Raw genomic sequence first — 25,368 nt, 5'->3', positions numbered from 1 at the left:
GGATGAAATGATAAGTAAATTTAAAGAATTAAACACGGACAAGCAGGTTATGTTTTTACTTTTATTAAGTGATGGTGTGTCAAACATATTAACTACTTCAGCAAATTATGGTGCTGTAAAGACTGCCTTAAAAGCATGTTGGGAATGGGTCGAATATAAGAGGTATTCAGCTGATGATATTTATAACTTGCTAGACGATGGTACAGAGGAAACTGGTCTCTTTATGCTTATGCAAGATGAAACTGATGAAACAAAAGAATTAGCATTTGGCTGCATTGTAGATGCTGTTTCCTATACTAATTGGAAGGCGTTTCAATATGAGGGTCAAGAGTATTTACCTGCCCCCATTGAAAATGTTGATGAAAACATTCTGGAACAATTTTTGGATGGTTTATATCAAATCACAGATTCTTATAAAACCATTACAGAAGGATTAATAACTTTCTTATTAGAAACACAGGAATTTGGTATTCAAGAAACACTGGTGGTATTAGAGCACAAAAAAGTGAAAGTAGCACCTGAAAATTTAGTATAAGCAACACATATAAAATCACTCTAACTTTTGGTTAGGGTGATTTTTTTATTACAAGATGCTGTTTAAGTAGTTTAACAAAAGGAGAGAATGATAATGTTTGAAAAAGAAATAATCGACCTCTATAAACATAATGAAAAGTAAAGAGGGTATGCCAACAATGGTACACCCTCTTTGTTTTGAAATGATATTGCCAGGAGTGTATAGAAACCTTAACCCTATAACCATCCATGAAACCAATTTAAATTTCAAGTATGACCTCCCTAGCAACACAAGATTTTTTATACTTGTTTCTTCATCCATTCACGAAGGGTTGGACGGAACATAGCAGTAAGTTTTGCATCCCGAAGCTGCTTTCTTACATATTCATCATCATAGAATACGGAACCATCTTCATAACTAACTGTTACAGGAAATGTTAAACCTAGTATTTCAACAGTGGCTATTAGATTCATTGTGATTGTTGGATTTCCTGAATCTCCAATGCTATCAGTTCTTGATACTGATTTGAAATTAATATGCGCCATGACTCAAAACTCCTTCTCTATCTAAGTAAATGTAGCACTGGTTATAAATTAAAGCGAGATAAATTTAAAATTCCCCCAACTTCATGAAACCTAATCTTATATTTAAAATAGATTCCCAAAAAACAGTATCTTTTTGGGAGAGTCTCCAACTAATCTCTAGAAAAACTCTATCTATTCCAATTAGGTAATCCAAAAATTTGCTATAATTTTATAGATCTTACCAGGTAAGAGGCAAAGATTTTTGATATACGTTTATGCGCGAGTGAGTACCACGAAGCAAGACAACACTATTCAAAGAGAACAATATAAAAAGGGCATGGATGTGAAAAAATTTTTGGGGAGAAAGTGACTGGCAGAACAGCAAACAGAAGCAATTGAAAAAATGATGGAGACAATTGAAAAAGGCGATTTAATTATTGTCACAAAGATAGATCGAATTGCCAGAACATGAGAGAACGGTTTAAAGATTATTAGGTCTATCCGCCAAAAAGGAGCGGCTATCCGAGTGCTGAACATGGGCATGATAGATGATACTCCGGTGGGAGAACTTATTTTGAATACCTTGGTATCTGTCGCGCAATTTGAAATGGATATAGCCAGGGAGAGGCAGATGAAAGGAATCAAGAGAGCTAAAGAGCTTAGGAATTATAAAAGAAAAATAGAATAACTGTTCGTATAACACAATTGTTACGAATAGTAGTTAACATAATATGTTTATGGTTTATTAGTTAATATAAGACAATTGTCTTGGTAAACTCAAAATAAACAACTAAATGAGTATCTAAGATTGTTTGTAGATTAACTAAGTTTATGCCATTCAAATTTTGAACAGCTTCCTTACTAAACGAAATCAAATCCTTCATTTTACTAGAAAGAATAGGAGATAGAATTCCTTCTGTTTCTAATATTGTAAAAGCATCAATAGTTATAGAAGGAAGTCCTAGCTTCTTTGTAGCAACTATATGCATAGCGAGATTAATACTTGCCTCAGAAGCCCTTTGTAGATTTAAAATTATCGAATCCTGCTTGGTATAATTCTCTAAGTTTTTAGGATCTTGTCTATATTCTTCATATATTCGTCTAATACAGCGTTCAATTATAGACACCTTATTTAAGATTAAATCACTTTTCATATATAATCACACTCTCATTAATATGTTTTAAGAAACTAATGACAATTTTGCAATCCAAGGTTAAAATAATAAGACTTAAAATTATGGCCAATCACAGTACAGCCACCAATTCGTTTGCAAGAAGATAAATATATTTTACTCAGCAAACCAAGTTACGTCCATATGACTTTTAAAATCTTTGTAAAAGTCACAACCAATCATCTTAATTATTATTTAACCCTTCTCAACTATTCGTAAAATATGGATTATACGAATAGTAATTAATTGTACATCTTATTATTAAACCACATAATTTATATCTACATATGAAAAAGAGACTCGCTTAACTCGAGGCTCCGACTTCTTACTTATGATACGTATTTTTCCTTATAATTCCTACTGTCTCTTCAAAAGTTATTCTCCCTGTAACAAAATCCACTGTTAAATCCGCTGCATGTTTCTCATTCATTACACAAACGTGACCATTAATGAAAAGAAAGTAAGTCATACAAGCAAAAGCAGTTCGCTTATTTGCGTTGTGAAAAACATGATTTTTTGCAATGGATTCAAACAAAGCGACAGCCTTCTCAAAAATGTCCTTATATAAGGAATCACCAAACATGGTTTGAAACGGACGGTTAATTGCACTATCTAATAAATTAGGCTCCTTAATTCCGACCATTTCCCCTTCGCTATATCTTTCAATTAACTTTCGATTAATCTCAAATGCTATCTCAGCAGATAGATACTTCATCTTTCCACCAAATCCTTGAAGGTTTCGTCATACAATCGAAAAACAACATCTAAGGCTTCTTGATCAATCTTTTTTTCTAACTGAACCTCTTCATTTTTCTCGTCTTTTTGGTTCTTTTTAGATTCGCTCATGTCATCACCCTTTTTCTCCTAAATTCTTAACTTTATTATACCAAAAAAGAAAGCTACATACTTACTTTCCCTTTAAACTTCTCTTCTTAGTAAATTCAATATTTTTTGAACATCTTCACCATTTGGTGAAAATCAAGAACTGGACCATACGTGCACATACTTAAATCTGCAATATTTTAACGTATTCAATAAAAACTCAATTTGTAAATTTTTAAAAAGGTCAAAATCTAGATTTATCCTTTTGACCTGCTCCCAAGTATTTTAATATGAATTAGTTCCTTGCTAATTTGATAACGAAATACTTTATACAATTAATTTAATGTTCAAAAGTTTTTACTGTTTAACTTTTCGTTAAATAGACATTTAACGCAGACTTGTTGTTTTATATATTCATTGCTAATCCTTCTTCTCTTGTCTGTTAAACGTCAAATACTCTCTTATTATTTTTGAATTCATAGTCATTAGTGCTTGGAACCCGCCGCAACCCAACACTTGGTTTGAAGAAATTTAAAAATGTATAAAAAATAGGCAGAGGATAAATCCTCTGCCATGCATTGTTCTTATGATTTAACAGCATCCTTCAGTTTTTTTCCTGCTTTAAATGAAGGTACTTTGCTTGCTGCAATTTCAATTTCCTCGCCAGTTTGAGGGTTACGGCCTTTTCTTGCCGCACGTTCACTAACTGAGAAAGCTCCAAATCCAATAATCTCTACTTTATCACCATTTTTCAATGCTGTTGTGATTGTTTCCATTACGGAGTCAACTACTCTAGTTGAATCTTTTTTCGATAGTTCAGAGCTTTCGGCTACTGCGTTAATAAGATCTGTTTTGTTCATAATTATGTACCTCCTAAAATCAGTCCTTAAGTAGAACTCTTTTAGTATTCCACAAACTTTTTTAATTCGCAATTATAAAGAAAATCAATCCGAGACTTATTCAAATGTTATTACTTATGTGACGTAATATTTACTGTTGATGAGATCTTTTTGTTCAACTAACGCCCCCGTTTGTTTAAGTGAATTGATTCACAAACTTACAATTTAAACACATAATTCATGCCATATTACACTCATAAAAAAGCAGCCATTTTATTGGCTGCTAGTAAAATTCTAATTATCAATTTTATATGTCATATTAATTCCACGATAAGTAGATAGTGTATATTGTGTCTGATAAATAAAACCTTCTGTATCCTTAGTATGAATTAATGGATGACAGCTTAAATTCCAACCATAAAGGTGAGAGTCTTTTTCCTTATATTCATTTTTCAAATTATTAAGTTCTTCCTGCGTGTTAACTTCCAAAACCGCAATACCACCTAGTGGTTTGTTTGCAAAATGTTCATGGTAAATTACTTTTCCTAATGCTTTATTTTTGATCCATTCATTCAAAGCAAAATTTGATCCTTTAGCGTTCAAATCTTTAGGCGCAATCCCATAAACTAAATAACATTTCTTCTTAAACATCATTAATTTCACCTCAATAAATTAATACAAGTAACTTACCTTTATATTAATAATGAAGTAAAATTAAACAATAAACATTACATTAGTTGCTTTTATTAAGAGCAATTTTAGATACAGAAAGGAGTTTAAAACCTATTTAAGATGATTGATTTTCACATAAAGTTACCAAACGTAAAGTTCCTACAGATTAGTGGACAAAATTGGTGTGATTCTATTCATACACATGATGATGTTTATCAGATCTCTATCCCCATTAAAGGACAACTAAATACTGTAATAGAAAATAAAGAGACAGTTTTATCATGTGGGCAATCAATTATAGCTAATCCTTTATCCGTACACGGTCATCAAATAAATAGTACTCCAAGTTCCTTTTTGATTATTGGCTTTAAAAGTGATGTGTTTAATAACTGGGCTAAAGAAAATTTTTTAATTAAGCAAGAAATAGAATTTTCCAAAGAACAAAATCTCTTTATAAATGATTTAAAAAGCAACATGAAGTTGTGGTTATCACCATACTTATTTAGCGATAATCAAAATTCTAATACATTTTTGTATGATGTAGAAAATACTATTTTTAATTACCTTTTTAAGACACTAAAAGGCAGTCAACAAAATAAAGACCTTAAACACCAGTTGTTATCTGATACACATCTGAATAACGTCCTAGATTATATCCACTCAAATTATGCAAGAGAAATTACCATTGAGAATTTATCTAAAATATCTAAACAAAGTAAATACCACTTCCTAAGAACTTTTAAGAAGACTATAAATTTTACACCTCATCAATATATTTTAATATTACGTATTAATAAGGGAAAAGAGTTATTAGAAAACTCAAATAGAACCATTTTAGAAATAGCAAATGAAGTTGGTTTCTCCTCAGAAACTCAATTTTATCGTAATTTTGTAAAACTAATGGCTTGTACACCCAGTCAATATAGAAAACAATTGTAGAAAAGCCCCCTTCAGTTCGAAGGGGAGACGCAAACCCGCCCAATTTCTACCATAAGCTAGTTTACATTTATTACAGGAATGCTGCTCCTTCTAGTTCCAAAAGATTTTCGGAAAAACAGGAGCATTAATTCTCCTAAATCCTAAAATTAATGCTTCAGATAGTTTACGTACAATGTTTCGCAATATTTTATTGAGTAAAAAACATACCTATTTTTCGTTACGAGTACAATTTCTCCCATTCACTCAAATACATTTTTTCTGTTTGATCAATTTCTTTTGGTAATCTTGCAATAAACTCCAAATGGTTTCCATCTGGGTCGTCAAAGTAAATCATTGCATGTGCTTGATTAGGTACAACCACAGGTTCTTCTGTTCCTCTATGAAATTCATCTCTTACTTCAATCCCACGTTCCTTTAACCAATTTTTTGCTTTCTTAATATCATCTAATTCAACATAAAATGCAATATGTCTCAATGAAACGTGATAAGGAACTTTTGATTCTGATCCTTCCCATAAACCAATCCAACTTTTTCCTTCTTCAATCCAAAAAAAGGCTACTTTCTCATATTTTTTATACAGTTTTAAACCTAGTTTTCCATAAAACTCGATAGAACGTTCTAAATCTTTAACTGGTAAATGTGCTTCATATAGTCCTTTTATCACTGACCTTCTCCCCCAATCCCCAATGTTTAACATTACTCATTTTATTTTAATTTTAATAAAGTTCTTCTTCAACAATCCTGCCCTGATAGTTCCAAATGAGATATAAGAAATAATGGCATTAATCCTTATTGGATTAACGCCACGTTAGTAGTTCGATAACAACTTTAATTAATAAATATATCTAAAAGTCTCTTTTTTTCCATACTTAATAACTGTTTGAAATTCCTCTCCACCATTTTTATCCTTTAATAAAGCATCCATCTTAACATCTTTAATATTGTAATGTCTCTTATTCAGAAAGCCCACACTTCGAATAGTTGGATGGTCTAAAATTGGTGTTAAGTCACCATCTAACACATTAGTATTCACAAATCTAAAGTCAATTAGGTTAGGAAATTGATGTAAAAAATTCAGATTCTCAAGATTACCACAAGAAGTAAGACACAAAACACGAAGATTCTTCAGAGATAATAATTCTTCGCTTGGTGCAAATTTCTTTGATTGATTAATATGTAAATGTTCTAGCGTATCGACTAATCCAGATAGACCAGAATCATTTTGTAATTTAGTACAATAATGTAACTCTAAACGCTTTAATTTATTCATTCTTACTATACCTTGGAAATCTTGTATATTGGACAAGTTTAATTCTAGATAGAGCAGATTTTCTGGAATACCAACAAAGTTGCCTAACTTACTCTTTTTATGATGCCAAAGAGTTAAATATTGAATGTTTTCATACTGAATCTCATCAAATTTATCTTCCTTCAAGTTAAAGTCAGCTTGAAGATCATCTGGTATTTGTTCAAACCAAATCGCCATATTCCTCCAATTATCCATTTTGAATCAACCCCATATTGCGAATATTTCTTTTATCATATCATTTAGGTTTATTAAACATTCCTGCCACGTTAGTGCCGAAGTAAAACAAGATATCCCTTTCTGGATCAACGGACCCTCTAGATTAAGTACATTGTTTCATAAACCTCAAAATTATTATCTTACATTAAAGTAATGCTGCCCCGTCAGTGGAATAAAAAAGACTGCACTTGCAGCAGCCAAATCTTAACTGATGTCGTCCAACAGTCCTAAGCTGATATTTTTCTTTTTCCTACTAGAAAATATATTAAATAACCCACAATATTTAGTAAAGCAAACACAAAAATCCACCCAATATTTAAACGTCTATGATTATAAGCATTGACCGTGGCCCAAATGGTGAACAAGGTTACATAAACTGCCATCCCTGCAAACAAGATTATGGCCATTAAAGTACCAATATTTCTGGTTTCCATTTCTACGTACCAGCGTTTACCATCACCGTTTCCATAAGGAAAGAAATCAGCTTGAAGCCATTTAGGGTTCCACACTTTTTGTTCATAGCGATAATCTGGTTTTGCATCTCTCACATAATCAAACAACAAATTACTATTACCAATAGTACTTACATCATAAATTTCAACTCTCGAAATTTGGTCTGTTTCTTGAACAAATCCTTGTATCTCTTTTTCCGTATCATTCGAAATGGTTCCTTTTTCGTTGAGTACATCAAATATATTAGTGGCAACAATGGAATTTTCATTTGCATTCTGCTCTTCTATGAACCAAATAACACCAAATAGAGTAACAGTAGTAATTAGACATGACACTGCTAAATAAAGTACCCATTTTGCAAATACTTTTTGTGCTTTAAATAATTGCCCTACAACAGAACGTATTTCATTTTCTCCCCCAAAACGGCTAATTGCTATTTCAATGGCTTCTTGTTCTGATTTTCCTTTTGTCTTCAATTCGTGAACTGCCTCTAACAGATGATTTTTCATTTCGGCCTTTAATTGATCGATTTCTTTCCTTTTTCCACCGACATTATGATATATTTCATTAACATATGAATCTATCTGCCTCATGCTTTTTCTCCCCCTTCTAAAAATAAATCAATAATTTTTTTTACAAATTGCCATTCTGAACGTTTTTCTTCAAAACCTTTTTCACCTAATGGGGTTAATTTATAATATTTTCTTCTTCCTCCTGGTCCTTGTTCATCACCCCAGTAAGAAGAAATCCATTTGTTTTTTTCTAGTCGTTTTAACGATAAATAAAGAGTTCCCTCTTTTAATTCAAACTGATCGTTACTTTTATCACGTACTAACTTCGCTAATTCATACCCATACATATCTCTATTACGTAATAAGGATAGGATTAATGTATCAATATGACCTTTTAGTACCTCCTTATTAACTTCCAACTTTACCCACCTCCTGTTATTTATTGTAAAATATAATACTATATAAAGCAAGGTATTAGATGAAGAATTTTCAGATATTTTGCATTATGTACTGATTTTCATATTGTGAAGGGTTTCACTTAAAGTAAACTGCCACTTTAGCGACATAAGAAAAAGACTTCCCTTTTATTTAAGGAAAGACCCTATGAACAAGATATAATTTATAATCTGACCTAGTTAATCCATATATGTCTGAGTCCTCAAATACACCTGATTTTATTATATCTTGTTTTAATACCCTTCTTTTTTCATTCCAACATTTATCATTACTTTTCTTGAAGCAGGTTTTTTCGAGTTAGCTTTTGCCCATATTCGGTCGAAGAATTAAACGGGCCGTTTTCATGTTATTAACACTTTTTCACTCTCCCAAAAATGATTATTAAATTTACCTATTTAAACTAACTTATATAATTCAACTGTTTAAAAAACTTTTCAGTATATTCATTTGTTAGAGTAAAAAGACGGTTATTTTGCTCTTCATAATTAAAAAAACCATGACCCACGCCTTCAAAAGAGATTAAGTCTGCCTGATTACCTTTTAATTTCATGAGATTACAAAAATGCTCAATTAGATTTATATTGATATTTCTATCCTCAGTTCCATGAAGAAATATAGAAGGAGGTAAATTTTCTTTAATCTGATAAAGTGGTGAAATAACTTTTGCTATTTCTTTTAATTGTGGGTAAACTCGGGTTAATGGAGTGACATCTACTCCTGGATTATATAGAACTAATGCATTAGGTTTACTATTTATACTTAAATCATCCTCCTGATCGTTAAACCCTTCTATCATTGAACAACAAAGTGCCATATATCCACCAGATGACCCTCCACAAACAACAATTTTGTTTGAGTCTATCTGTAAATCCACACAGTTGTGACGTACCCACCGTATTGCTGATTTTGCATCTTGAATAGAATGAATAGGATTAAAAGATTCATCATATGCAGTCCTGTACTCAACACAAATGGCGACCATTCCAATTGATGAAAAATAATCGGCATGATGTTGAAACTGCGTGTATGACCATTCACTTTTAGAAAATCCACCTCCATGTAAAAAAATTACAGCTGACTTATTGGCGTCCTTCAAAATTGGTTCAAAAATAAAGAGTCTTAATTCCTTATCATTAATTTTCTTATATGTAATTTTTTTAACAGGAAATTTGAAGTCGTTTTCAATCAAATATAATCTCCCCTTTTTTATTAAGTCAACATCGTTGAATAAAACATTCGACAATAAACTATAGCATACCTTCTTCCACTAAACTTCCATGTTAGTACCGTAATGCTGTATCATCCTTAAGTTATGAAAACTCATAATACAAATAAAATGCCAATTATAATAATTGGCATTAAGAATTTTCTTCCGTGTAATGCTTGTACAATCTCAATTCTTCTTCACTAAGACTCTTCCTCTGTTCAAGATCTCTATTTTTTTCTATAAAAGCACTTAACTTTTGTTTTCTTAATGCAGCATATTCATGAAAGTGTTCTTCACAATACCAATTCATTTCTGTCCTCTTCCAATTCTTTAAAGGGCGGCTACCTCTTAACTGACAATGATTTCCTTCGCATTTTTTATTAAGAAAATGTTTATCTATCACTTACTTTACGAACCCCCTCACCATAACTAGTAGTTCATTCTTTTAGTATATCTTCCATAAGCTAGGTTTCATTTATTACAGGAATGCTGCCATGTTGAGCCATAGTCAAAATGGTTATCAATCCTTTTTAGATTACTGGCCCTCTTTCTTTAGTACAATTATTCAGGAATGCTATAATACTCTTTTTTTTGCATAATTAAAAATGTATTAGCTATAAAATCCTGTTAACACTAAAATATATACAAATATTGCTGAAAAAGAAATTCCCGCTAAAACTGCAAAACCTGCCATTGTTTTTTTTCTTGTATTAATCCATACTGTTATTCCAATAATAATTGTGAAAATTATACCGAAAAAAAAGGACGCGTATGGATTTGTAGGTTGTATCCAATCATACCAATGAAGAAAACTCATATAATCACTCCTTGAATCTTTTAACTTTAGGAACTATATAGAAAAGATTTCTTTCATTTCTATGCTGATTAGTGTGTATGCAGACATTTCCCCTTGCATAAATCCACTTCTGTAATCCATCTCATCCTCTTTCCATTTATCCTTAAACATTTGTGCTAACTTTTCAAACTTATCTGCGTTAATCTTTAAAAGTGATAGCTTATTATTCTCCTCAGAATGGAGGATTACTTGCAGATCAACTATAATTTTCTCATAGCCTAAAGCCATACCTTCCCATAAACCTTTTTGATAATTAGTTGGCACTTTTGCTATTTCTTCCTTAGCCTCATCAGGAATGTCATCATAAAACATTTTATTTAAAAGGTCATTCATACTAATACTGCTTTGTTTGTTTGCCTCATTAACTCTTCTTTCAATAGAGCTAATGAAATCCTTCAGCTTGGCATTCACTATATCGCCTCCCACAGTGTAATCAAATTCCCTTACTAACCGATTAACAATTAACCGAAGTGCTTTACTCATACCAAGAAGCATTTGTCTTTCCTGCTTATCAGTAGTTTCCAATGATGTGTTTAACTCTTTTTCCATTTCAATAAAATCTATAATACAATCTTCAATCTTTGCTCCTCTAAACATTTTCTTTCTATATTCTGACAATCAAAACACCTCTTGCCTTTAAATTACCACTTAAGTAAACAATTGTAAACATATTTCTTGTAAACAAATGTATACAATTGTTTTTTAAAAACAAAAATTGACTCCACTCCAGTTAACACCAAGACACAGAAAACAAATTGATGAAATTCATAAAAAAATAAAATAACAAATAAAAACCACAGTCATAGAAGACCTTTTTTATACGTTATTTTTCATTTCTGTTTACCTTACAAATCTTACGATAAGTAAAAATTGACTCCTGCACAGCGTTTAGGGATTGCAAATAACAGGTTTAAAATAGAGGATATTTTATTATGGTAAAATATTTCAACTAATAATAGAAAGTTATGATAGGATAAATTTATAGATATTAATTTCATATTATTCAACAAATGGGGGATTATGGATATGTATGGTTGGCTAAATCTTGCAAGCCTCTTGCTTGGATTAATCGCTTTGATACTTCCTATTGTTAATCTAACACGAGAGAAAAAACAAGAAAATAAAAATTGGGTTGCTCTATCAATAATAAGCATCAGTGCTTGCAGTATTTCGTTATGTTTTCAAATTTTTTATACTTATCATAAGGTAACAGTTGAAGATTGGGGAGCCCTTATGGACACGATGTATGCCGTGGCGTTCGCTTCAGCAGCTCTTCTCTTGGTAACTATCATATTAAATGCAATTACTTTGAATGTATATCGGGGCAGAACAGCAAAATAGAATGTCAATACATTAGCAATTACTATTTTTATTCTAAATTGATAAAGCATTGGTGCTAAAACCGATGCTTTTTTGGATATAAAATTTTTGTGATCTTTAATACTTTTCTATTGTCCCCTAAAAGAGAAACCGTTACTTACTTTGAGAGTCTTTATTATATTACGTGAAATAGTGTACTTAAACAAAACTGCCACGTTTCTGCCATAAGCTAAGTTTTAATTTATTACAGGAATGCTGCCCTGTTTCTTCCAAAGCTTATTTTCATTTATTACAGGAATGCTGCGACAAAAAGTATAATAATAAGACCGATAATTAATCCTTTAATATGCCTTCACACCTTTCCATTTATAATTATAAAGCATCATTTAATTTTAAGAAAAGCCGCCAAAATGACAGCTCTCCCATTAGTTAAATAAGAAGTTAATCTCAATAAACTGCTCTGTTAGTACCATAAAAAAGGGGATAGTCCCGACCATCCCCTACAAATTCTTCCCTGTAAACAAAGAGAAGTAGATATAATTCCTTTTTTAAGTCACCATTACGAAGCCGTTACTTTCCTTTTTCCCACTAAAACATAAATCAAATACCCCAACGCATTAAACAATGAAAATGAAATAATCCATCCTACATTTAGCCTGCGTTGATGATAGGAGTTAATAATTGCCCAGATAGCAAAGAGTACCCAATAGACCACAATACCGATAGGCAATACAACATTGGATAATAATTCATCATAGGATTTAACATCCATCTTCATATACCAATTTTCATTACCATGACTATGTCCACCTTCTAGATGGTATTTATGTAGAAATTTATCAATAAAATTCAAATTATTTTTAAATTGAAAACTTGGAGCTGGTTCAGGGCCAGCAGAAAATAATTTCTTACTATCAAAGATTTCAATTTCAAGGATGAAGTTTTTTTTATTTAACACATCTTCAATTTTTTTTTGTGTCTCTTCCGTAATACTCTCCTTATCTCCTAATATTTGAAGGATGTTATTTGAGGTTTCATCAGTTTCAATATAATAATCTTTTTCGGAAAAATAATAATACAAAAAAAGGAGAGCGGGCAGCATAATTGCCGCAAGTGCAGTATAAAGTACTCGTCTAGCAAATAGTTTTTGCACTTTAAACAATTGACCCACAATGGATCTCATTTCTTTTTCTCCACCGAAACGTTCTATGGCAATATCAATCGCTTCTTGATCAGACTTTCCTTCTGATTTCAATTCGTGAACTGCCTCTAATAGGTGGTTTTTCATTTCCGCTTTTAATTCTTCTATTTCTTTTTTATTACCACCGAAACTGTGATACACCTCATCAACAAACGCTTCAATTTTTTTCATATTTCTCTTCCCCTTCTAAGAACGTATCAATAATTTTCTTTACAAATTGCCATTCTGAACGTTTTTCTTCAAATCCTTCTTTACCTAGTGATGTAAGTTTATAATATTTCCTTCTTCCCCCTGGCCCTTGTTCATCCCCCCAATACGATGTGATCCATTCATTTTTTTCTAGTCTTTTTAATGATAGGTACAGAGTTCCTTCTTTTAATTCAAATTGTTCTTTACTCTTTTCACGGACAACTTTTGCTATTTCATATCCATACATATCCTGTTTACTTAGTAATGAGAGGATTAGAGTATCGATGTGCCCTTTTAAGACTTCCTTATTAATTTCCAATATTTTCACCTCATGTTATGAATATAAAATAAATTACCTTATAATACAAGGTATTAGTATAAAAATATATTTCCTTTTATAATAGAACTATCCTTCCATAATTGTTACAAAAGAAAAATGCTATCCAGTTATTTAAAGGATAGCATTTGGCTGAACAAGGAGTTAAATAAATAATTTTGGTTGAACTAGTATTTTGTCATCATCTTTAAATATGAAGGCTGGCGAGGTTCCTATTACTTCTATCCCTGATTTACTATAGAAAATCCCAGTATCTTCTGGCAAAGCAATTACAGTCTTTTTATAGTTTTTGATATAACTCCATATCAAACTGTCATTTTCCATTTCATAGTGACACCATATGGAACAACCTTGAATATAGTTTAATCCCTCAAAATTCTGCAAGTTGGTATTGTTAGCGTCCATATGAGCACAAGTCATAATATTAGAACCTAATATTATGGCTCCCGCACTTCCTCCATAGATTACACCTTCATTTTCTATATATTCCTCTAATGCCTTATCTAGCTTGGAAATTCGTATAGTATTTAGCAAACTAAATGTATTTCCTCCGCCAATGTAGATAGCTGAAAACTGTTTTAGATCCTCTAGAGTTCTATTACTCAAATCGGTCCACATTTTTATTTCCTGAAGACCCAGAGGTTGAAAAACGCTATTAATCCATTTATAGCATTCATCAAATGGAATAACCTCATCCAACGCTATCGGTATATATAGTAATGGTTTGTTTAGATTGATTTGTTTTATAAAAGCTTCGTCTATTTCCTTCGTTTGTTCCTTATCTCCACCACCTGATAGAAAAAAATAGCCCATTTTATCCCCCTTAATTAATTTTTTTATTTATAAATTCTTTATTAAAGTCCGAATACCTTCTTCAACTCCCTCAGATTGATGCGGATATCTCTCGAATGCTCACTTATTCGCAGGATTTCATAACCCTTTTAATCGTATATTATCTGGTTCTTTACCATATCAGCTATTACCAAAGCATCTTTTTTATCACTCTTTGATTGGGTATTATCTCGATTCTCTTTATTTCGTTTGACCAGATGGGGATTAATTGTTACTACTTCTATGTCTTGGCTCATTAACCACTTTGAAAGATTGATCCAGTAATGTCCCGTTGGTTCCATCCCCACTATAGAGTACTCAAGTTTATGTATTCTTTTAAGCTCAAAAATCCAGTTTAATAGCTTTATAAATCCTTCTTCATTGTTCTCGAATGCTAGAGGGTTTCCTACAATAATTCCACGGAAATTAACTGCCCTAGCAACGTGCAGCTGTTGAGCGATATCTACACCAATGATTAAATGTTTATCAGAAATTCTTTCAATTAATTGATTTTGTTTGTCTTGCATTTTAAAATTCATAGTAGGGTTCCTCCTAAGGTTGAGTTTTAGAGTGGTTTCTATACTCATATCTTAATGAGGAGCCCTATTTTTTTCAAAGTTGAAAAATAACGCTCTACAGGAATGCTAACCTGCCCTGATAGCTACATTAGAAAAAGGCCTTCCATTATTAAATGGAGAGCCCCCGTTCGTAATATATGGTTAGCCAGATTTTTCTGGTTGACCATTTTTTTTTTAGTTTTATGATTACGGTAGTCGGGGTAGAACGGCGCCCCCGTGGGAATAAATCCCGTCAGCTAAACTGTTCACCCCCTACTTGTATAAACATGTTTCAGGCTGGTTGGGACAATGATCCCGTTTAACAAGCGAACCTATGATATTACAAGGAGTTTAGGGGTTACCGACTAATATGCTTTTTAAGGAGGAGAAATTAGTATGAATCCAGTGATTGGTCTGGATGTTTCAAAAGGAGAAAGCCATGTTCAAGCATTTTTAGATAAAGGTAAACCATATCGAAAGAGTTTTAGTATTACACATAATCTAGAGGGTTTAGGTAGGTTATTAGATTTTCTTCAAGATGTTGAAAAAGCAGCTTTGGGTACTCAACCTTCGGTTGTATTAGAGTCAACTGGGCATTATCACACCCCAGTTATTCAGTTTTTAGAGGAACAAAAATATGTATATATTCTCGTCAATCCTCTTATTTCACATCGAGCCAAGAGTTCAAGCCTACGCAAAGTTAAAACAGATGCCATCGATGCTTATCATCTTTGTGAACTGTATTATAAGGAAGAACTACAGCCTTACAAGAAGCGAGGAATTCAACTCTTAAACCTTCGAAATCTAACAAGGCAACAAGAGAGTATTGCAGAAATTTCAGCGAAAACAAAGATACAGTTACATTCCTTAATTGATCAAGTATTCCCTGAGTATCGAGGAGTTTTCGGAAGTTTATACTCAAAAGTATCTTTGCTTACTTTACTAGAATTCCCTACTTCTAAGGCGGTATTAAGTGTCAGTGAAAAAGAATTAACTGATAAAATAGCTTCATTATGTAAGAATCGTTCGGTGTCCTGGGCAGAGGAAAAGACACAAATGTTAATAGAGGCTGCCCTACGTAATCCATTTCAAAACAATCTCTATGAGAGTCATATTTTCAATCTAGAAATTTTAATTAAGATAGTTCTTCAATACCAAGAGCATCTAACCAGGATTGCAGATGAAATAAATGCTCTCGCTAAAGAAATTGAAGAGTATTGTATTCTTCAATCTATCCCTGGAATCGGAGAAAAAATCGCTGCCACGATTATATCCGAAATTGGAGAAATAGATCGATTTAATGATGCCAAGAAGCTTGTTGCATTCGCTGGGATAGATCCTAGTGTGTACTCATCTGGGAGGTTTACTGCATCGGTGAATCGAATAATGAAACGTGGCTCATGTAGACTACGCCACGCCTTATATATGGCTGTTCAAAGTGGTATAAGGGATAGTCGTAAAAAGAAGACAACCGACGAGATTATTCCACGCAATCGAAAACTAAGAGAGTTTTATGATAAGAAACGAGAAGAAGGAAAACCCTTTAGAGTAGCCGTTATTGCATGTGTAAACAAGCTCTTACACTGGATCTTTGCCTTATTAAAAAAACGAACAACTTTCCAAGATATAGATTAATAACTATATCTAACTAAATACAACAAAACCTTCCAATTAAAATATAGCGGAAGGTTATTTGGCATGTGCATTTTTAGTATACCACGAGATTATTTATCTTTTTATTGAAAAATGTTGACAAACTATTAGCTGGTTTAGTTTAAGTATATTTCCTCACAAACTTGTCTCTTTATCACTTAACTTACGAAAGGCTGCAATAAATATTTGAAACAGAGTAACCATTTCATCATCTAAAAGAGTTGGTAGTGTTCTCACAATAACCAAAGCTGACGTTTTTAGTTTCAATCAAGTTGCTTAGAAAATAATCATAGTAACTTAAAAACCGCCAGATTTACTGAAATCAGTTTATATAGTTTTTAAGTAATGTTTCAAATTTTCACATTTTCCAAGATGACATGTGCTGTTTCATTTGGGTGACTTAGTGGAAAATGATGCCCATATGGAAGCATCTTGACTTCCCCCAGATTGATAGGGATCTGGTAAGCCTTATCCTGATCACCCCAAATAATTTCAAAATTACTTTTTGCACTACCGTTCATCTCTTTTTCTTCCTTACTCGATGACCATTCATCCAATAAAACGGTCGAATTTAAAATTCTAGAGGAGGTAAAGCTATGTTTAACTTTTGCAATATAGTGAACAGGAATTTGCTCAGCGATGGCGAACAATCCTGTTTCCAAGCAATATTTTTCTAACCGACTAATACTTGCTGTCTTTAAAGCCCACTTTTTTATAAGCATTGGAACTTCAGTCGTAACCTTCTTCATCACAGGCGGTTGAAGTAGTGTGATAGAATCCTCTGGACGAAAATAATTATCTTTGTGTGCAGCTATTAACACAAGTGCACCAAATGAATGACCAATAAAGTGAGCACCTTCCACAACCTGCGACAATAAATATTTAACTGTTTGAAGCAAAGCAGTCATCATAGATTTTTCCTTTTGAAAAGGTGAACGTCCTAAACCAGGCAAATCAACAATCCACACAGGTCGACCTGTTTTTTCATGTAACTGAATCCCTAGTGGAAATAAATCTTCTCCATCACTTAATAATCCATGGAACAAGATAAATGGCTTTCCTTCTCCGCTTGTTTGATAAACAACTACATTACCGATAAGTACTCTATTAAATCTGGAATCTAATTGCTGATGAGGATACGTTATTCGATAATCTATATCTGCGATTACAGCTGGTAAAAAGTTCTTTACACTTGTCGTCCGGAACCAATCTGGTCCCATTACTTCTTTCACCTTGGTATTTGAGAAGTCTTTATTCGTTAAGAAGTTTAAACTATCTGCTGGAATTCCAGTTATTTTACTTCCGCCGCTATTCAGTAATAATTTCATAATCTGTATTGGAATAGCCTTAGTAGGTGCCTTTACATTCAAACTTTCCGCCATGATACGAAGTAATTCAGATACATTTAGATCCATTTGACGGTCTGGGACGAGTGTATATGTATGGCTCTTCGGCTGCTTTTGATTTAAAATTCGGACAATAAATTTTGCTAATGCATCATTTGCAATCAGTGGAAGACGATAATTCCCCCCACCAGGAACAACAGGCATAAGACCTTTACGCATACTTTTTACCAGCAACCCTAATCCATCCACCTGTTCTGTACTCCCAGTCTGACTAGGACCAACAACTGTAGGGGGATTAATTACCGAAATAGGATAACCTACTTTTTTTGCCTGTTGCCGCATATAGAGATCAGCTAAAAATTTTGTACGTTCGTAATGATTTTTTATTTCTAATTCGTATGCATTTTGAAATACATTAATATCTATATCGCTGTTGTCATCATTAAATGGACTCATATACCCTACTACATGGATAAAATGTTCTAAACCTTTTGTTACATGTATGCTTTCAGCAATTTCACTCACATATTTTGCACCGTTTAAAAACGCTGACGTCGCTTGTTTTTCAGAGATACTAATATCCATAGGTCCACCTGCATGAATGATTACATCACTCTTCTTTACTTGTTGCAGGTCCTCTTCTTGTAATCCTAACCCTTCCTTAGTTAAATCACCTTCTACAAATTGCAATAGATTTCTGTGTAGGTACCCGCTTTCTTCAAACAACTTGATTGCTTTACTTTTAGACCTTACCAACAGGAAAATCTCGACCTGCTCCGTTGCTATTTGTTGCACTAATTGCTTACCAATAAAACCAGTTCCACCTATTAATAAAATTCTTTTCATCATTCACCCTCCATTTTAGTACTAATCAGTCCTAATCTTGTGTAAAAAAAATTGCCTCTTTAATGAAGCAATTTCATAAATTGTTGAGCTGTTTTTGTAATGATTGTTGCATCCTTTTGCGTTTCTGCAATAAATAACGCGCCTTCCAAATTGGTAATAAATAATGAGGCTATTTCTTCCGGCTGGATTGCCTTTCGAAATTCCCCTCTTTCGACTCCTTGAGCAATAAGCAAACTGACCTTTGATTGCAATTCGGCAAAAAACAAGCCAATTCTTTCTTTCAGTTGGGTAGCTTGTGCCGGGCTTTGAATTGCCAGTGTAATAAATGGACAACTTCCTTTAAACTCCCTCACTTGCACACCTTGTGCTAATTGCATTAAAAACATGGTCACTCGTTGCTCGACCGAAAGTTGTTGCTGGTTTATCACCTCTTCTATTGCAAAATGGTACTTAGCAATCCAATAATCAACCACAGCTTCTAATAATTCTTCTTTGTTCGAGAAATGATAATACACATTTGACTTGGACACTTTACTGACTCGGACCAATTCATCCATGCTTGTGTATGCAAATCCCTTTTCTAAAAATAAAATCGCTGCTACTTCAATGACATGCTTTCGATTCATTAATTTATTCTTCATCATATTTAGTACTATATAGTACTAATAAATATTTTTCAAGGTAAATCGGTGAAGGTAGGAAATAATTTATAGCCCACCCAAAAAAACTAATCATTAATAGCTGCTGAAACGATTATTGAACAAATCCCTTATATAAATAAAAACATTGTAAATACAGATAAGATTTTACTAGTTCAAAATGCGGAATCGGCTATCAAAATGGTGGCTGATGGTATTGGGATTAATTCTGAATATATCTTGGATACCTTAGCAAAAGGATACTCAAAACTTCCTATCACCCCTTCCATATCATTTGATATTAGATTTTTGCAAACGATCTAGACAATTTAACACCTGTTGTACTAGAATTTGTTCGTTTAATAAAGGAAAATTCATAGGTTGCTACTGTTAACAAGTAGTATTAAGAATGTTTGATTTCCGCTAGTAAGTTTTTCTAAAGGAATGTAACACTAAAATTAAATGCAAGTTTCTACACACTGAAAAAAATAAAAAAAGCATTGTCTCTTGACAGTGCTTTTTATTTACATATGCAAACTCTTTTATTCTTCTTTCACTATACTGCCCTGATTCTTCCATAGATAGGTATTGCATTTATTATAGGAATGCTGCCATGTTTCTTGCATTTCTGTTTACCTTACAAATCTTACGATAAGCAAAGATTGACACCTGCACAGCGTTTAGGAATTGCAGATAATAGGTTTAAAATGGATTAATTTTTGTATTTAAGGTAAATATTTCAACTAATAATAGATAGTTATGATAGGATAAATTTATAGATATTAATTTCATATTATTCAATAAATGGAGGATTATGGTTATGTATGGTTGGCTAAATCTTGCAAGCCTCGTGCTTGGATTAATCGCTTGGATACTTCCTATTGTTAATCTAACACGAGAGAAAAAAAGAGAAAATAAAAATTGGGTTATCCTATCAATAATAAGCATCAGTGCTTGCAGTATTTCGTTATGTTTCCAAATCTTTTATACTTATCATAAGGTAACAGTTGAAGATTGGGGAGCACTTATGGACACGATGTATGCCGTGGCGTTTGCTTCAGCAGCTCTTCTCTTGGTTCCTATCATATTAAACGCAATTACACTAAATGTATATCGGAGCAGAACAGCAAAATAGAATGTCACTGCATTAGCAATTAGGATGCTTATGCTAACTTGATAAAGCATCGGTGCTAAAACCGATGCTTTTTTGAAACTGAAATTTTTGTAATTTTTAACACTTTTCTTATTTTTGACCCCTAAAAGAAACTGTTACATACTTCGGGAGTCTTTATTATATTATGTGAAATAGTGTACTTAAACAAAACTGCCATGTTTATTCCATTTATTACAGGAATGCTGCCTCATTACTTGAATAGTAAAAAGGCTTCACTTCATATCGAAGTAAAGACCCTTTAGCACAAAACCTTAAAAAGAATAATCCCTTTCAACTTTACAAATTCGAACATTATAATTTTTATACCACTCTTTTTTACCCTTTTCTTGAGCTACTTTATGGGCAGAATTTTCTTTCCAACGCTTAATGTCATCTAAAGACTCCCAATATGAAACAGTAATACCTAACTCATTATCTCTTGCACTTTCAATACCTAAAAATCCTTGTTGCTTTGAAGCCAACTCTTCCATTGCTTGTGCCATTTTTCCATATCCATTGTCGCCTTCAGTTCTTTGTGATGTAAATATGACTGAATAATATGGTGGTTGTGTTTTTTTCTCATTACTGTTCATTTATTAAATCCCCCAATAAGTTATTGAATTCCATTCTCTTTAAAACTTATATTTCTTCACTTTGTGACTAATATCCTTCTTCAACAAAACTGCCCTGTTTCTTCCATAAGCTAAGTTTTTGTTTATCAGGAATGCTTCCATATTTGTATCATAACATAGTGCAGTAATCCTTAAGTTATGACTATTAATGATTATACTTAAATCTCGCATTCAAGTAAAAATTCTCAAGAATTGCCCTTATTGCAATTTCTATTTATTTTTTAGCCACATTTACTTTTAATTGTATTCACAATAACATATAGTTAAATAACTATTTGTTATTGTGAAGGGAGCTGGATAATGTGATTGATGCTTATAAAGCACTTTCAGATACTACTAGAAGAAAAATTCTAGAACTTCTGAAGGAACGGGATATGACTGTAAATGAAATTACGGGGTATTTTAACATATCGCAGCCAAGTATATCTCATCATCTCTCTATTTTAAAAAACAGTGGGTTAATTGAATCCAGTAAAGAAGGAAAGTATGTAAAATATTCATTGAATTTGACTGTACTTCATGAAATTATGGGATGGTTTATGAAGTTGATGAATAAAGTGGAGGAAGAAAAATATAAGTAAAACCATCAATAATTAGCATTGATGGTTTTACTTAATCCTTCTTTCACTAGTCGAGTAGAAGAGAGCCTTTCTACCTTACGGTAAATTGTACTCTCCCCCCTCACAGAACCGTGCTTGCGCAATTAACGCACACGGCTCCTCCTAATTATCTTTTACAGAATATAGCTAATCTCTTTTCTTAATTCATAAATGTTTACTTTAATTCTTGGAGTTGGAAGTGGAAACTTCTGTAGAAAGAGTCTAAATTTATCCCAGGTAAAGGGGTTCCTCTGACTTCTTCTATTTAGCCATTTATATAGTAGTTCTTCAATCTTCTCTTTAAAATCGTTCACTGTTTGCGTATTGTCTATGATGCAGTAATAGTTGTAGTAACCAATAAGTGACCTTTTAAATCTATCCATGATTAAGTGAATAGATTTATTTCTATTAGTCTTCAACCATTCTTTAGTCTCTCTGAGTTTACCTTGGACTTTCTTCCTGCTCGACTTCCGCTTTACACGAAATTTCCCTTGTTTACTTTTGCTGCAATAATGGGTAAACCCAAGAAAATCAAAGGTTGCTGGTTTGCTATTTCCTATTCGTTTTGCGTTATGTTCCGCAAACCTCCCGAAGGGAATAATTTTCGTTTTATCCTCTGCTATCTCTAAATTAAATTTCTTTAATCTCGACTTTAAAGACTCATAAAATTGTTGAGCCTCTTTTTTGTGTTGAAAACAACATACGAAATCATCTGCATACCTTACTATATAAGCCTGTCCTTCACATTGCTTCCTAACCACTTTCTCAAACCATAAGTCGAGAACATAATGGAGATAAATATTTGCTAAGATAGGAGATACTACTCCACCTTGCGGTGTACCCGTATCTGTTTTGTATTTCCTACCTTCTTCCATATATCCACCTTTTAGAAACCTACTGATTATTCTCAGAAGGTTTTGGTCGGCTATCCATCTTCCATTTATGATCAACATTATCAAAGAAACCTTTAATATCTACATCTACTACATAGCTTACTGCTCTCTTTTCAATATAAAAGTTTAGTATTTTCAACGCATCGTGGCAGTTTCTATTTGGCCGAAACCCAAATGAACAATTTAGAAAGTCATTCTCATAGATTGCATTAACCACTTTGGCAATGCCTTTTTGTACGATTTTATCCTCGTGTTCTGGTATCCCCAATGGTCTTTTCTTGTCTGAGTTGATCTTTGGGATATACCTTCGTCTAACTGGGACAGGGCGGTAACTTTTGCTTTTCAGTCTACTTGCCAAGTCCATTATGTTTTCTTCCAGATTTTCGGTGTACTGTTCTTTAGTTGTACCATTTACACCGGTTGCCTTCTTGTTCGGCAGCTCAAAATGACAATGAGTGAGTGATTGTTCGTTTAATAGATGCGCAAGAGATGTAAATTTCATTTTGGTATTAGATTTTGCTAATTCTGCTATCCTTAGTAGTTTTGTTTCCATTTATTATTCCTACCTCTGTGTGTAGTAAATGTGTCCCTAATAAGGGTGATAACTGGTAGCTAGCCTTTCCTCCATCGGCATTACCCAACTTCATTGGTACTATGCTGCTATCCGACTCCCTAAACGGCATTTGGTTTCCTTGCTTATTATCGCTTGTACACCATACTCTTCTATAAAGAAGAGACCGATAGGGTCTCCCGAGTTGCCGTATCATATCGATGTATAACGTGCCAAGGTCTCTGACTCCAGAGAGGTTCTATCCTTCTTGCCTTTAACAAAGGATAAAATGTTGCTTTCTGCACGCAGGTAAGGCATCATCCCTCTCAGATTTCAAACGTTTATGGAGCTCAATCCCTTCAACCGTATGGCTTTCGGCCCGCTAGCTAACTGACTACGCTTAAAGACAAAAGTTACCCTCAGTCCTCCAAGACTCGATACGAGCGAATGGCTAGTTCTTACTCGGCGGGAATCCCACCCGCTATATGATACGACCTAGGCTCGGCCGCACAACTGCCCCGTTTCTACCATAAGCTAGTTTTCATTTATTACAGGAATGCTGCCCTTTTTCTACCATAAGCACGTTTCACTTATTACAGGAATGCTGCCACTATAGCACCATAAGAAATAGGCTTTCCTTTTATATAAGAAAAGCCCCTGTTAGCTGAAGAAGCGTATATATTTATTTGACTTGATGTGATCATAATTTTGTTGGCCTTCATTTTTACATTTGAAGGTCCTTTTTTCGGGCAACTGCGCAAACTATCCGAAGTGTTAGTCGAAGGAAGTTCTGGAAGCAGCCATTGCATTTAAGGCGTTCTCAAAATAGCTATATACTTCATCTGCAATTCCCAGAAACTCTTCAACAAGTACATTACTATCCAAGTAACAAGCATACAGATAATCAACTAAAGCGGAGTCAATCTCACAATAGTTTAAGATGGCATTCTTCATCTTAATAACGTCATCTTGCCATACACCTGTATCTTCTAAAACCAAAGAGTACAATGCACGAATTAATCTCTTAGAGTAACCTTTAATATATCTATTTTTCATTGTGTTATCACTAGCATTACAAAGGAAATTATGTATACGATCTACTTCCTCCTTGGTCTCTGTATTTAAGTCTAAAATGAACTCTGGAGAAATAATTATCGGTGGTACTTTTTCACCAACGTCACGACCATATATGCAAACACAAATTATCTTAACCCAAAAACCCCACTCATTCGGTTTACTTAATACATCGTCAATCGAACAAATTATCGTATCAATCTTAGTTACTACTGGATATTCTTCCAAAAGCCTGTCTTTAATATTTGACAACCTTTCGTAATCGATATCTTTGGGGTTTACACATACAATAGTAAAATCTGCATCTGACTTAAAAGGTTTAGCAGTTCCTTTTGGAATCGAGCCACACATATAAACGCTATGAATCTTACCTTTAAATTCGGTAAGTATATTATCTATATACTTATCAACAAAATCCTTATATTCACTTTGTATTACAATTCTATTTATAACTTTTTCTAATATCATATAGACTCCTCCTAAACTAAGAACTTCTTTCTGCTAACGTCTTTTTTGCGAACTTCGTAAATTCGTCATGACTTAAGTTATTCGCAAAATCATTCAACTATCCTGCCAAGTTTGTGCCATAAGCTAAGCTTTCAATTATTACAGGAATGCTGCCAAGTTTGTGACTTTTAAAAAAGGACTTCCTATCAAAGAAAGCCTTCGGTAGTTGCAGAAGAACTGAAGGTGGTGGGCTTAATTACAATTTTTTGATCTCTCCAAATGTAATTTTCATACTGGGGGCATATATTAGTGAGGAATCCATGTTAAATACTTGTGAAAACAACAGTTCAGCCTCAAATTGTTCCTGTGCTTCCTGCAATTTGACCCCACGATTTATCAAGCTTTCAATATACTTTTCTTTATTTGCAGGTTCTCCACCTACCCCTTCTTCTCTAAGAGAAGAAAACAATTTTTGCTTATCTTGTTGATTCATATCGGGATGGAGGTAGTTAACCTTATCACTGACTCTGCACTCAATATATTTCACACCCAATTCAGATAAATATTTAGGCAATTTCGCACCAATATTGCCATCTTTTCCAGTTTTTTTC

At 33.2% G+C, this 25,368-nt stretch carries 30 protein-coding genes and 2 pseudogenes; 7 read left to right on the top strand and 25 right to left on the bottom strand.

All coding sequences use genetic code 11. The annotated features are described in order from the left end of the window. The first annotated feature begins 7 nt into the window (after positions 1-7). Complete coding sequence (locus LXM54_RS26855; RefSeq protein ID WP_233319286.1) at positions 8-535, top strand: Imm6 family immunity protein; 528 nt, start codon at positions 8-10, stop codon at positions 533-535. 278 nt (positions 536-813) lie between these two features. On the opposite strand, the gene LXM54_RS26850 is transcribed toward LXM54_RS26855, so the two are convergent. Then, a complete protein-coding gene (locus tag LXM54_RS26850) occupies positions 814-1,059 on the bottom strand; it encodes a hypothetical protein (RefSeq protein ID WP_233319284.1) in 246 nt (81 codons plus the stop codon). 466 nt (positions 1,060-1,525) lie between these two features. On the opposite strand from LXM54_RS26850, the gene LXM54_RS26845 reads away from it, so the two are divergent. Next, a complete protein-coding gene (locus tag LXM54_RS26845; RefSeq protein ID WP_325169599.1) occupies positions 1,526-1,726 on the top strand; it encodes a recombinase family protein in 201 nt (66 codons plus the stop codon). A 61-nt stretch (positions 1,727-1,787) separates the two neighbouring features. Here LXM54_RS26845 and hepT read toward each other — a convergent pair whose 3' ends face one another. From hepT to LXM54_RS26825, 5 genes are all read right to left on the bottom strand, one after another. Then, positions 1,788-2,192 (bottom strand): type VII toxin-antitoxin system HepT family RNase toxin, encoded by a 405-nt coding sequence (hepT, locus tag LXM54_RS26840; RefSeq protein WP_233319282.1) that lies wholly within the window; start codon positions 2,190-2,192, stop codon positions 1,788-1,790. Between the two features lie 343 nt (positions 2,193-2,535). Continuing rightward, positions 2,536-2,925 carry a type II toxin-antitoxin system death-on-curing family toxin gene (locus LXM54_RS26835; protein WP_233319280.1) on the bottom strand — a complete coding sequence of 130 codons (390 nt, stop codon included), beginning with the start codon at positions 2,923-2,925 and terminating at the stop codon, positions 2,536-2,538. Further along, entirely contained in the window at positions 2,922-3,056 is a 135-nt protein-coding gene (locus LXM54_RS28150; RefSeq protein ID WP_267913503.1) for a hypothetical protein, read from the bottom strand. Before LXM54_RS28150 ends, LXM54_RS26835 begins: the two co-directional genes overlap by 4 nt. Before the next feature lie 560 nt (positions 3,057-3,616). Further along, entirely contained in the window at positions 3,617-3,892 is a 276-nt protein-coding gene (locus LXM54_RS26830) for an HU family DNA-binding protein (RefSeq protein WP_233319278.1), read from the bottom strand. Positions 3,893-4,165: 273 nt separating this feature from the next. Continuing rightward, positions 4,166-4,525, bottom strand: coding sequence for a hypothetical protein (locus tag LXM54_RS26825; protein ID WP_233319276.1), 360 nt, complete (start codon positions 4,523-4,525; stop codon positions 4,166-4,168). A 138-nt stretch (positions 4,526-4,663) separates the two neighbouring features. Between LXM54_RS26825 and LXM54_RS26820 the strand changes: the two genes are divergently transcribed. Beyond that, the gene (locus LXM54_RS26820) at positions 4,664-5,482 is read left to right on the top strand and encodes a helix-turn-helix domain-containing protein (RefSeq protein ID WP_233319274.1); all 819 of its coding nucleotides are present in this window, start codon (positions 4,664-4,666) and stop codon (positions 5,480-5,482) included. A gap of 217 nt (positions 5,483-5,699) precedes the next feature. On the opposite strand, the gene LXM54_RS26815 is transcribed toward LXM54_RS26820, so the two are convergent. From LXM54_RS26815 to LXM54_RS26780, 8 genes are all read right to left on the bottom strand, one after another. Then, the gene (locus LXM54_RS26815; protein WP_233319272.1) at positions 5,700-6,146 is read right to left on the bottom strand and encodes a VOC family protein; all 447 of its coding nucleotides are present in this window, start codon (positions 6,144-6,146) and stop codon (positions 5,700-5,702) included. A gap of 168 nt (positions 6,147-6,314) precedes the next feature. Next, positions 6,315-6,986 carry a hypothetical protein gene (locus tag LXM54_RS26810; RefSeq protein WP_233319270.1) on the bottom strand — a complete coding sequence of 224 codons (672 nt, stop codon included), beginning with the start codon at positions 6,984-6,986 and terminating at the stop codon, positions 6,315-6,317. A 248-nt stretch (positions 6,987-7,234) separates the two neighbouring features. Next, on the bottom strand, positions 7,235-8,053 hold the full coding sequence (locus LXM54_RS26805) for a permease prefix domain 1-containing protein (protein WP_233319268.1): 819 nt from the start codon (positions 8,051-8,053) through the stop codon (positions 7,235-7,237). Further along, entirely contained in the window at positions 8,050-8,391 is a 342-nt protein-coding gene (locus LXM54_RS26800) for a PadR family transcriptional regulator (RefSeq protein ID WP_233319266.1), read from the bottom strand. Before LXM54_RS26800 ends, LXM54_RS26805 begins: the two co-directional genes overlap by 4 nt. A 437-nt stretch (positions 8,392-8,828) precedes the next feature. Continuing rightward, complete coding sequence (locus LXM54_RS26795) at positions 8,829-9,617, bottom strand: alpha/beta hydrolase (protein WP_233319264.1); 789 nt, start codon at positions 9,615-9,617, stop codon at positions 8,829-8,831. Between the two features lie 169 nt (positions 9,618-9,786). Beyond that, positions 9,787-10,038 (bottom strand): hypothetical protein, encoded by a 252-nt coding sequence (locus LXM54_RS26790; RefSeq protein WP_233319262.1) that lies wholly within the window; start codon positions 10,036-10,038, stop codon positions 9,787-9,789. A 207-nt stretch (positions 10,039-10,245) separates the two neighbouring features. Beyond that, positions 10,246-10,452 (bottom strand): hypothetical protein, encoded by a 207-nt coding sequence (locus LXM54_RS26785; RefSeq protein ID WP_233319260.1) that lies wholly within the window; start codon positions 10,450-10,452, stop codon positions 10,246-10,248. A 33-nt stretch (positions 10,453-10,485) separates the two neighbouring features. After that, positions 10,486-11,109 (bottom strand): hypothetical protein, encoded by a 624-nt coding sequence (locus LXM54_RS26780; RefSeq protein WP_233319258.1) that lies wholly within the window; start codon positions 11,107-11,109, stop codon positions 10,486-10,488. 408 nt (positions 11,110-11,517) lie between these two features. Here LXM54_RS26780 and LXM54_RS26775 point away from each other — a divergent pair, with 408 nt between their 5' ends. Then, positions 11,518-11,832 carry a hypothetical protein gene (locus tag LXM54_RS26775; RefSeq protein ID WP_233319257.1) on the top strand — a complete coding sequence of 105 codons (315 nt, stop codon included), beginning with the start codon at positions 11,518-11,520 and terminating at the stop codon, positions 11,830-11,832. Between the two features lie 538 nt (positions 11,833-12,370). Here the strand turns inward: LXM54_RS26775 and LXM54_RS26770 are convergent. The 4 genes and pseudogenes from LXM54_RS26770 to LXM54_RS26755 all read right to left on the bottom strand — a co-directional run. After that, positions 12,371-13,183 (bottom strand): permease prefix domain 1-containing protein, encoded by an 813-nt coding sequence (locus LXM54_RS26770; protein WP_233319255.1) that lies wholly within the window; start codon positions 13,181-13,183, stop codon positions 12,371-12,373. Further along, a complete protein-coding gene (locus LXM54_RS26765) occupies positions 13,170-13,520 on the bottom strand; it encodes a PadR family transcriptional regulator (RefSeq protein ID WP_233319253.1) in 351 nt (116 codons plus the stop codon). Before LXM54_RS26765 ends, LXM54_RS26770 begins: the two co-directional genes overlap by 14 nt. A gap of 162 nt (positions 13,521-13,682) precedes the next feature. Then, complete coding sequence (locus LXM54_RS26760) at positions 13,683-14,351, bottom strand: Type 1 glutamine amidotransferase-like domain-containing protein (RefSeq protein ID WP_233319251.1); 669 nt, start codon at positions 14,349-14,351, stop codon at positions 13,683-13,685. Between the two features lie 146 nt (positions 14,352-14,497). Further along, positions 14,498-14,908 (bottom strand): annotated as a pseudogene (locus tag LXM54_RS26755) (IS110 family transposase); the annotation flags it as partial. Between the two features lie 414 nt (positions 14,909-15,322). Here LXM54_RS26755 and LXM54_RS26750 point away from each other — a divergent pair. Continuing rightward, on the top strand, positions 15,323-16,561 hold the full coding sequence (locus LXM54_RS26750; protein ID WP_233319250.1) for an IS110 family transposase: 1,239 nt from the start codon (positions 15,323-15,325) through the stop codon (positions 16,559-16,561). A 368-nt stretch (positions 16,562-16,929) separates the two neighbouring features. Here the strand turns inward: LXM54_RS26750 and LXM54_RS26745 are convergent, their stop codons facing one another. Together LXM54_RS26745 and LXM54_RS26740 are read right to left on the bottom strand one after the other, a co-directional pair. Continuing rightward, positions 16,930-18,771: an alpha/beta fold hydrolase gene (locus LXM54_RS26745; RefSeq protein WP_233319319.1), complete on the bottom strand. Its 1,842-nt coding sequence runs from the start codon at positions 18,769-18,771 to the stop codon at positions 16,930-16,932. Positions 18,772-18,830: 59 nt separating this feature from the next. Beyond that, positions 18,831-19,397, bottom strand: coding sequence for a TetR/AcrR family transcriptional regulator (locus LXM54_RS26740; RefSeq protein ID WP_127743111.1), 567 nt, complete (start codon positions 19,395-19,397; stop codon positions 18,831-18,833). Between the two features lie 832 nt (positions 19,398-20,229). On the opposite strand from LXM54_RS26740, the gene LXM54_RS26735 reads away from it, so the two are divergent. Next, positions 20,230-20,544 carry a hypothetical protein gene (locus LXM54_RS26735; RefSeq protein WP_233319248.1) on the top strand — a complete coding sequence of 105 codons (315 nt, stop codon included), beginning with the start codon at positions 20,230-20,232 and terminating at the stop codon, positions 20,542-20,544. A gap of 290 nt (positions 20,545-20,834) precedes the next feature. Here LXM54_RS26735 and LXM54_RS26730 read toward each other — a convergent pair whose 3' ends face one another. After that, positions 20,835-21,155, bottom strand: a complete 321-nt coding sequence (locus LXM54_RS26730; RefSeq protein WP_233319246.1) for an antibiotic biosynthesis monooxygenase family protein — start codon at positions 21,153-21,155, stop codon at positions 20,835-20,837. A gap of 341 nt (positions 21,156-21,496) precedes the next feature. Here LXM54_RS26730 and LXM54_RS26725 point away from each other — a divergent pair, with 341 nt between their 5' ends. Then, the gene (locus tag LXM54_RS26725) at positions 21,497-21,775 is read left to right on the top strand and encodes an autorepressor SdpR family transcription factor (RefSeq protein ID WP_237944383.1); all 279 of its coding nucleotides are present in this window, start codon (positions 21,497-21,499) and stop codon (positions 21,773-21,775) included. Positions 21,776-21,927: 152 nt separating this feature from the next. Here the strand turns inward: LXM54_RS26725 and LXM54_RS28145 are convergent, their stop codons facing one another. From LXM54_RS28145 to LXM54_RS26705, 4 genes and pseudogenes are all read right to left on the bottom strand, one after another. After that, complete coding sequence (locus tag LXM54_RS28145) at positions 21,928-22,746, bottom strand: reverse transcriptase domain-containing protein (RefSeq protein ID WP_267913501.1); 819 nt, start codon at positions 22,744-22,746, stop codon at positions 21,928-21,930. After that, the gene (locus LXM54_RS28140; protein ID WP_267913500.1) at positions 22,688-23,188 is read right to left on the bottom strand and encodes a reverse transcriptase domain-containing protein; all 501 of its coding nucleotides are present in this window, start codon (positions 23,186-23,188) and stop codon (positions 22,688-22,690) included. Before LXM54_RS28140 ends, LXM54_RS28145 begins: the two co-directional genes overlap by 59 nt. Before the next feature lie 822 nt (positions 23,189-24,010). After that, positions 24,011-24,778 carry a nucleotidyltransferase domain-containing protein gene (locus LXM54_RS26710; RefSeq protein WP_233319243.1) on the bottom strand — a complete coding sequence of 256 codons (768 nt, stop codon included), beginning with the start codon at positions 24,776-24,778 and terminating at the stop codon, positions 24,011-24,013. Between the two features lie 235 nt (positions 24,779-25,013). Further along, positions 25,014-25,368 (bottom strand): annotated as a pseudogene (locus LXM54_RS26705) (class I SAM-dependent methyltransferase); the annotation flags it as partial.

The sequence above is a fragment of the Bacillus sp. Au-Bac7 genome, from assembly GCF_021341655.1.
Classification (GTDB): domain Bacteria; phylum Bacillota; class Bacilli; order Bacillales; family Cytobacillaceae; genus Niallia.
The sequence above is the reverse complement of the archived record's forward strand: the minus strand, read 5'-3'. Positions and strand labels throughout refer to the sequence as shown.